Origin of the sequence: Kitasatospora phosalacinea, assembly GCF_030268885.1 — a bacterium.
Lineage (GTDB): Bacteria > Actinomycetota > Actinomycetes > Streptomycetales > Streptomycetaceae > Kitasatospora > Kitasatospora phosalacinea_C.
In genome coordinates this window covers 1-255 of record NZ_BSSA01000158.1, presented here as the reverse complement: position 1 = coordinate 255, position 255 = coordinate 1, and the positions used below count along the sequence as shown (strand labels likewise).

1 rRNA gene is annotated in these 255 nt (G+C 57.3%); it reads right to left on the bottom strand.

Annotated elements, in window-relative coordinates:
- Window positions 1–255: ribosomal RNA gene (locus QSK52_RS39370) — 23S ribosomal RNA — on the bottom strand; the annotation flags it as partial.

Here is a 255-nt window from a genome sequence, read left to right as displayed (position 1 = left end):
CCCTTAACGTTCCAGCACCGGGCAGGCGTCAGTCCGTATACATCGCCTTACGGCTTCGCACGGACCTGTGTTTTTAGTAAACAGTCGCTTCTCGCTGGTCTCTGCGGCCACCACCAGCTCAGGGAGCTAAGTCCCGTCACCAGCAATGGCCCCCCTTCTCCCGAAGTTACGGGGGCATTTTGCCGAGTTCCTTAACCACAGTTCACCCGAACGCCTCGGTATTCTCTACCAGACCACCTGAGTCGGTTTAGGGTA